The 7,856-nt window shown below is 30.5% G+C and carries 8 protein-coding genes and 1 pseudogene; 4 read left to right on the top strand and 5 right to left on the bottom strand.

All coding sequences use genetic code 11. The features are described 5' to 3' along the window. Positions 1-179: 179 nt before the first annotated feature. From AGR56_RS00825 to nagB, 5 genes and pseudogenes are all read right to left on the bottom strand, one after another. On the bottom strand, positions 180-902 hold the full coding sequence (locus AGR56_RS00825; protein WP_053240760.1) for a galactosamine-6-phosphate isomerase: 723 nt from the start codon (positions 900-902) through the stop codon (positions 180-182). 27 nt (positions 903-929) lie between these two features. After that, positions 930-2,533, bottom strand: a pseudogene (locus AGR56_RS00815) (PTS system mannose/fructose/sorbose family transporter subunit IID). A gap of 17 nt (positions 2,534-2,550) precedes the next feature. Next, complete coding sequence (locus AGR56_RS00810) at positions 2,551-3,018, bottom strand: PTS sugar transporter subunit IIB (protein WP_053240757.1); 468 nt, start codon at positions 3,016-3,018, stop codon at positions 2,551-2,553. A gap of 20 nt (positions 3,019-3,038) precedes the next feature. Then, positions 3,039-3,455, bottom strand: a complete 417-nt coding sequence (locus AGR56_RS00805) for a PTS sugar transporter subunit IIA (RefSeq protein ID WP_053240756.1) — start codon at positions 3,453-3,455, stop codon at positions 3,039-3,041. A 371-nt stretch (positions 3,456-3,826) separates the two neighbouring features. Beyond that, positions 3,827-4,552: a glucosamine-6-phosphate deaminase gene (gene nagB / locus AGR56_RS00800; protein ID WP_053240755.1), complete on the bottom strand. Its 726-nt coding sequence runs from the start codon at positions 4,550-4,552 to the stop codon at positions 3,827-3,829. An 872-nt stretch (positions 4,553-5,424) separates the two neighbouring features. Between nagB and AGR56_RS00795 the strand changes: the two genes are divergently transcribed. From AGR56_RS00795 to AGR56_RS23150, 4 genes are all read left to right on the top strand, one after another. Beyond that, on the top strand, positions 5,425-6,012 hold the full coding sequence (locus AGR56_RS00795) for a DUF1836 domain-containing protein (RefSeq protein WP_053240754.1): 588 nt from the start codon (positions 5,425-5,427) through the stop codon (positions 6,010-6,012). A gap of 114 nt (positions 6,013-6,126) precedes the next feature. Continuing rightward, entirely contained in the window at positions 6,127-6,276 is a 150-nt protein-coding gene (locus AGR56_RS19245) for a YvrJ family protein (RefSeq protein ID WP_084756819.1), read from the top strand. 144 nt (positions 6,277-6,420) lie between these two features. Beyond that, positions 6,421-7,422 carry an ornithine carbamoyltransferase gene (gene argF, locus AGR56_RS00790; protein ID WP_053240753.1) on the top strand — a complete coding sequence of 334 codons (1,002 nt, stop codon included), beginning with the start codon at positions 6,421-6,423 and terminating at the stop codon, positions 7,420-7,422. A 263-nt stretch (positions 7,423-7,685) separates the two neighbouring features. After that, entirely contained in the window at positions 7,686-7,805 is a 120-nt protein-coding gene (locus AGR56_RS23150; RefSeq protein WP_084756821.1) for a PTS system mannose/fructose/sorbose family transporter subunit IID, read from the top strand. The last annotated feature ends 51 nt before the right edge of the window (positions 7,806-7,856 follow it).

Here is a 7,856-nt window from a genome sequence, read left to right as displayed (position 1 = left end):
CAGCGACAAAAAAAAGAAATAGCCTGTACCGCTGCAAAGATAATTTACTGTATTACCTTTATAAACAGTACAGATTATTTTTTAATTTTTTGAAGCATAAATATATTTTATTGAAACAAACACTTTAAGTTCTTAGTAATAATATTTTTAATCTTTCATACATCTTATAATGTCTACCACTACTTGCATCTACTTTCAAAAACACATAAAGTATTTGGATGAAGCCATAAAATCGAAGCTGGTAAACTGCATCTTACCTTCTTTTCTAAGAATCCATTAAAAGCTTCAGTTTTTTCATCTCCTGCTACTATAAATAAAATCTTTTCAGAAGCCATAATTTGAGAAAGACCAATAGTAATCCCATAATTTATTGATGCCTTAGTAGCCTTTAACATATCGTGAGTTTTTGTTTTCTTATCTAGCTTTACTATGTGAGAAAAAGGTTCAAGATATCCCCCTGGTTCATTTAAACCAAGATGTCCATTTTTACCCAGACCAAGTATGCATAAATCAATAGGACCATATTCTTTTAGAAATTCATTAATTCTTTGGCACTCTTTTTCTCCATCTTCTGCGCCGCTATTAAAGCCTATATAGTTCTCAGCAGGAATATTTAGCGGTTCTAAAAAATTCTTTCTTACATAAGCTTCACTGGTACAAGGGTCCTCTCCTCTTACTCCAAACCAATCATCTAGTTTTATTATTCTTAATTTTGTAACATCAACATTTTTTTTATGAGCTTTTTCTACAAAAAGCTTGTAAGCAAGAGTAGGAGATCCCCCAGATGCTATGCAAAATAACGCATCTGGCTTCTCTTTTAAGCACTCAAGCATAGCTTCTGCACTTATCTCACTAAGTTTTTTGTAATTTTCTGCTTCAACAACTTCAATACCTTTTTTCAAATTAATTCCCCCTAATAATTATTTTTATTACCCTAACATACCGAAACTATATCCTGCTATTCCAAGTATCATAAGTATAAGCATGCAGACTAATGGAGAAACCTTTTTCTTTAGAAGCCAACATATTATAAAAGTCATAATTAAAGGCACAAGATTAGGCATTATAGCATCTAACTGCTGCTGAGCCGTAACCTTTATGAATTTTCCATCCTTTAAATAACTATACATTGTAACTATAATATTAATCTTAGTAAGCTTAGCCACAAGTCCACCTATAATTGTATAGGCTAATACAGTCATTATATTTTTAAGCCTCGGCATAAAACTCTTTATATTTGTTATAGTGTTTACACCTTTTTATAGGAAAACATCAAAAAATTATATCTTATAAATAATCTAATTACATTTATTGACAAAAAAAATATTATAGCTCCAGACACATCTCCTTTAATTGATATTCCAGCCCCAATTGCTGCTAAAATTGGTCTTATGGTACCCCAAAATATAGGATCACCAATACCGGCAAGTGGTCCCATTAAAGCAATCTTAACCTGTGCTATGTCTCTTTCATCTAACTTTTCCCCTCTAGCTCTTACCTCTTCCATTGCAATATTCACACCCAATATAATAGAAACAAAAAATGGATGCGAATTGTAATATTCCATATTAGCCATTACTGCAGGTTTAAGCTCCTCTTCTTTTTTATATAATTTTTTTAATACAGGCATAATGCAAAAACAATAACACAAGTTTTGAAGCCTTTCATAATTCCAAGATATTTGAAAAACTTGAGTTCTTAAAAATACCTTTATTAAATCCTTTTTGGATACTTTAATACTGTTTTCACTAATTTGGTTTGAAATTTCGGTTTTTTTTATTCTTCTCTTATCTTCTTTTAGAATTAAAGAGGTTATATGATAGTAAATTACAGCAAAACTTATTGCTATTAGTGTTAATGCAAATATAGTTACATCTGAAAAAGTTATTATTATGAAACCTATAAAAAAGAATGGAAGCAATTCTTTGACATTTAAGAGATTTAAAATCATGGCATATCCAACAATAACTAAAAATCCCGATGAAATTTGTAAACCTAAAGTAATTTGTTTTGGAATTGCATTTAAAAGCTGCTGTACCAAAGATGCGTCTGCAAAATATCCTATAATTAAGGCTGGAATAGCTACTCTTAAAGCACTTGGAATTGCTGCTAAAAGATGTGCTGTTGTGACTCTTGAGAATTTTCCCTTTTCTACTCCTATTTCCGCAAAATGCATTAGAGCAATATCAATGGTACCCTTCTCAATTATCTGTAAAAACTGGCCTGCTACTGCTAATGGAATTGCTATGCTTATTGCCACTCCTGCATTTTGTTTTCCTAGTATTTCAAGTATTGCAATAGTTATTCCTGCAAGAGCTGGATCTGGAGGTACTGCAGCACCTATGGTCATCCATCCTAAGGCAATAAATTCCATAGAGGCACCAGCCATAACCCCTACCTTTAAATTTCCAAGAGCAATTCCTGTTAATGTACCTGCGATTAATGGTCTATGCGTTTGAAACTCTTCGCATGAAGAATCGATGCCAGAAATAGAGGAAAATATAAATAAAAGAATCGCTTGTAAGGTAGACATTACACCCTCTCCTCTGACTAAATATACTTTAGTAAATTTGTACTTAGATCCGTAGGTAATATTCTTATTTCAAGCAAGATATTCTTGTCTGTTATCTTTTTTAGGGCATCAATTTCCATTTCATCTGCATAGACTGAAGTACTTAATCGCCTACTTCCTTTTTTGAAAGACATTCCTCCTATATTCACACTTTTTAATACGCCACCTTTATCTATAAATTGAAGTAATTCAAAAGGATTTCCAAAAATCATCATTAAATCCTCATATTCAGCTTCTTCTTCATAAATTTCAAGTGCACTATCAGCATCGCAAAATAGCACCTTTATATTTTCAGGTGTAGACATTTCAATGACAGTTTTCCTCATTTCATTATTAGCTGCTTCTTTATCAACTACCATTATTTCAGTTATATTCTCAATAGTACACCAATTATTTATAATAAGTCCGTGCACTAATCTATCATCTAGTCTTACTATTTTTAGCAAACTTATCCTCTCCCTATTCCTTAAATTTTGCCTTTAGCTTCATTCAAGGATCTAAATTTCTCACTTACATTTACAATACCGTTTTTACCACTTTCTATAGCTATTTTAGAAACTTCCTCTAAACTTTCATTTATATGCGGTAAAACGTGTAAAAGCATAGGCATATTTAAGCCTGTGATAACATTTATATTGGGATCATTTAGCTGCATTGAGGTCGCATTGTAAGGTGTACCTCCTAATAAATCTACAATGATAAGTATTTTTTCTAAACCTAAAGATTTAACCGCATCATTTATTTTAATTTGCAAGCTTTCTAAGCTTTCATCTTGTCCAAGACAAATAGCCTTAACTTTTTCCTGCTTTCCATAAACCATTTCTACTGATTCTATCAGTGACTTTGCATATGGACCGTGAGATATTGCAATTATTCCAATCATATTTTAATACACTCCTATTTATCGAGTTTAAATTAAGTCAATTAATAAAGATAAACCACCCTGAGACTTGAAATTTATTTGTACCAAAATGCCGTCTTCTGGTCATTATGGTGCACATGAATTTCAATAGTTGAAACGGTTTATCTATAGTGAAACTACTGCGAAACTTAAACTATATATGTACCAAAATACCAATTTTCAAGGCATTATGGTGCATATATAGTTTGTAGTTAGCTAGTTTCACTATATAAATTATAAGTAAACTGTCATAGTGAAACCAATTCATATATTAATTTCACTGTATATATATTAAATCTACTATGAATAATTGTAAATCTTTTTAGTATTCCACATGCCTAATCACTCATAATCTAAAGTCTACTTGCCGCTGCCTTATCAATAATAAATGTAACATCTTTATGAAGCTGAAGAATTGAAGCCGGTACCTTCGGATCTACTTTTCCTTTAATAGTTTTTTCCACTGCTTCAGCTTTTTCCTCTCCACTTGCTATAAGCAAAATTCTTCTTGAATCCATGATAGTTTTTATTCCCATACTTATTGCTTTTTTAGGTACACTATCTTTACCTTTAAAAAACCTCGAATTTGCCTCTATTGTCCTCTCATCTAGTGTAACAAGATGAGTTCTAGTTTCAAAGTTTACATTTGGCTCATTAAAACCGATATGACCATTGGCTCCTATTCCAAGAATTTGGATATCTATTCCTCCCTCTTTTTTAATTGCACTTTCGTATCTAACACATTCCTCCTCTATATTCTTTGCATTTCCATTAGCAATATTCACATTTTCTAGAGGTACATTTATGTGTTTAAATAAATTATTCATCATAAAATAATGATAACTTTGCTCATTATTTTTATCTATTCCGTAATATTCGTCTAAATTAAAAGTCTTAATGCTTTTAAAGTCAATTTCCCTTTTATTATATAAGTTAATTAATTCTTTATATGTCCCTATAGGGGTGCTGCCAGTCGCGAGCCCTAAAACACTATCTGGTTTTAAAGTAACTTGACTTGATAAACTCCTTGCAGCTTTACTACTCATCTCATCATAATCCTTAACTATAACTATTCTCATTAAGCACACCTCCTAATATATTAATTGTAAAGTACAGGACTGCCGGATTATATAAATATTGCGAAGTAACAATATCTTGAGATGTTAAATTAAAGCTATAAAAATTTTAAGAGAGTGCTTGCTTTAGGCTCTAGAAGGATAACGATCATATACGGAGTTTGGGATGTAATCCCATTATCCTTCTTTAACTTGTATTACGCATATATATATTAGCCCAAACCTCGTGTATGTTTACTCGCCTGTGGCTCAAACAGATTGAAATTTCTAAGCCTTTTAACAATCATCACCTAAGATTTATTAGCTTTCATTTAAATCATCTCTTCAATACTGTTACTTCGCTAACCAGGAAATACAAGGTAACTTTTTCTCCGTTTCCCTACGAAAAATTTACTGTAAACATGGTTAATCAATAGAAATTAATGGCAATATATTGTATAAAAATTTAATTAATTACAAAGATTAATGCCTAAAATTCCGTAGGTACGGAGGAATTTTTTCCTTGTACTACTGTGAAGGTGGTGCTAGTATAATATTGTAGACACGAAAGACCGAACACATTAAAATATAGATAAGAGAAGGATGTGTTTATATGTTAATAGAGAAAAAGCAATATACATTACATACATTATTAAATTATTATCTGTAATTTCAAAGTATGTATTTATTATATGATATTTAATACTATATTACAATATAAATATAAACTCATTTAGCAATAAGGGAAACTGCTTGTCCTAAAAACTATGATATAATCTTAATATAGCTCATTTTTTCTTTGACTTTCTATAATTATGGGTAAAAATAACTTGTAATAAGGTTATGTATAACTTATAATGTAATTATGAGAATTGTAATAAAGGAGGCGAAATAGGATGGCCAATAAATCTTATATGGATACTATGAAGAAATTAGCTGAACAAATATCAAAAAATAGTACTATAAGCTATGATGAACTACCTAAACTTGATTTATTTTTATCTCAAGTCATTGATTTTTTAAATGATAAGTTTGAAAATGAAAAATACACCAAAAATATAGTGCAAAATTATATAAAGGGCTGTGTTATATCTAAGCCTCAGGATGGAAAGAAGAAAGGTTACACTAAAGACCATATTGCACAATTATTGCTTTTAAGCTATATGAGACCAGTCCTTACAACTGATGAAATTAAGAAGGTTTTTAGCCTTGCGTTTAACGATATAAATGATAGAAGTGACGATATAATATCATGGGAACAAGCCTATGAAGTATTTTCTGATGTTCAAAACAGTTATTTTGAGACTATGCTTAAGGATCAGCATTTAAATAATACTAAGCTAATGGAAATTATAAAAAAATTTAATCTTGACTCAAAGGATGAAGAAAGAATCCTAGTATTTTTAATTGTAATGAATCTTGTGGCACAAGCTAGTGTTATAAAAAATATAGCTGAAAAAATTATTGATGAATATGGTGAGTAATATTTTAGGCTTTATTTAGAAGAATATTGATATTAATGATATAAATTTTTATCAACAGTTTTTAGAACATAGCCTAATTTAAGCATATTTTCCCTATTGAAGGGAAGTGTTAATATGGATAATCTTGTTGGATTAATAGGCAATGTTGGATTTCCAATAGCTGTATCAATATATCTTCTTGTTAGAATTGAAAGCAAGCTTGAAAATTTAACTAATAGTATAAATAATCTTTCAGGGGTAATAAACACTATTGGCGCAAAGTAGTATAATGGTATATTTATAAGGAGGCACATGAAAACATGTGTCTTTTTTATTGAATACTATTGAATTTTTATGCATATAGTGTTATAATTATTCATATAGATGAATAATTATAACATAGTAGTAAAATAAATAGGGGGTTTTTCTATGGTTAGTCTGAAAAATAAAAGTTTTTTAACACTTTTAGATTATAGTCCGGAAGAAATAGATTATCTTTTAAAGCTTGCTAAAAAACTAAAGGAAGATAAGTATAATGGTTGTGAAAAACAATATTTAAAAGGCAAAAGCGTAGCACTTATATTTGAGAAAGATTCTACTAGAACAAGATGCTCATTTGAAATTTCTGCTTATGATCAGGGAGCACATCCTGTTTATATAGGTTCAGTAGGAAGTCCTATAGGAAAAAAAGAATCTATAAAAGATAGTGCAAGAGTTCTCGGAAGAATGTTCGATGGGATAGAGTATAGAGGATTTGAGCAAGAAAATGTTGAAATTCTAGCAAAGTATTCTGGAGTACCTGTGTGGAACGGATTAACGGATACTGATCATCCAACTCAAACTCTTGCAAATTTTCTTACAATAAAGGAGAACGTTAATAAACCATTAAATGAAGTGAAATTAGTATATTGCGGTGACGGAAGAAACAATGTTGCAAATGCACTTATGATTGGTGCTGCAAAAATGGGTATGAACTTTGTAATTACAGCGCCCAAAAAGCTTTATCCGGCCAAAGACCTTGTTGAAAAGTGTATGGATATTGCGAAAGAAACAGGTGCAAACATAACAATAACTGATAATGTAGATGAAGCTGTATTAAATGCAGATGTTTTATATAATGATATATGGGTATCCATGGGGGAAGATGATGACATATGGAAAGAGAGACTCAGTATTTTAAAACCTTACCAAATAAATATGGAACTCATAAAGAAGACTAAGAATCCAAATGTGAAGTTTACACATTGTTTGCCATCATTCCATGATTTAAATACCAAAGATGCACAAGAGGTTTATGATAAATTTGAAATTGAACCTTTTGAAGTTACAGATGAAGTATTTGAAAGTGAATATTCAATGGTATTTGACGAAGCAGAAAATAGACTTCACACTATAAAAGCAGTTATGGTAGCGACACTAGGAGACTTATAGTTTTACAAAGTATTCAAATTGTGAACTGAAAAACAGTGACAAAGGACAAGTGACAAGTTAAGGTTAGTTTTTCTCCGCTTCACTATGAAAAACTTTCAAACTTAATTTTTTCCTTGAACTACCGTGGGAGCGAAGTAACAATGCTGAAGGAACGATTTAAAAAAGTCCTAATAAATCTTGGTTGAAAAATTGTAAAATGCTTAGATATTTCAATTGTCTGAGCATTTTTTTCATCTTTTAATTAAAGGAAATAAACAGATGCAATCAATGGACATCTTGAGTTTTTCAATACTAATCCAGAATTTTGCACCTTTATATTAGGAGTTACAGCTTCTATGGAAGAACAAAATGCTCAAGATCCAAAAGTATATGAAGAATTTTAAATAAAAATACATTATGAATAAAAACTGTATAATAATAAAAGCCTATAATTG

This window comes from Clostridium sp. DMHC 10 (genome assembly GCF_001270375.1).
Taxonomy (GTDB): Bacteria; Bacillota; Clostridia; order Clostridiales; family Clostridiaceae; genus Clostridium_S; species Clostridium_S guangxiense.
The sequence above is the reverse complement of the archived record's forward strand: the minus strand, read 5'-3'. Positions and strand labels throughout refer to the sequence as shown.

What these genes read in the sequence shown, in the direction of transcription:
- AGR56_RS00805 (WP_053240756.1), bottom strand. Translation starts at nt 3,455, where the DNA reads ATGATTGGAATAATTGCAATATCTCACGGTCCATATGCAAAGTCACTG.
- nagB (WP_053240755.1), bottom strand. Translation starts at nt 4,552, where the DNA reads ATGAGAATAGTTATAGTTAAGGATTATGATGAGATGAGTAGTAAAGCT.
- AGR56_RS00795 (WP_053240754.1), top strand. Translation starts at nt 5,425, where the DNA reads ATGGCCAATAAATCTTATATGGATACTATGAAGAAATTAGCTGAACAA.
- AGR56_RS19245 (WP_084756819.1), top strand. Translation starts at nt 6,127, where the DNA reads ATGGATAATCTTGTTGGATTAATAGGCAATGTTGGATTTCCAATAGCT.
- argF (WP_053240753.1), top strand. Translation starts at nt 6,421, where the DNA reads ATGGTTAGTCTGAAAAATAAAAGTTTTTTAACACTTTTAGATTATAGT.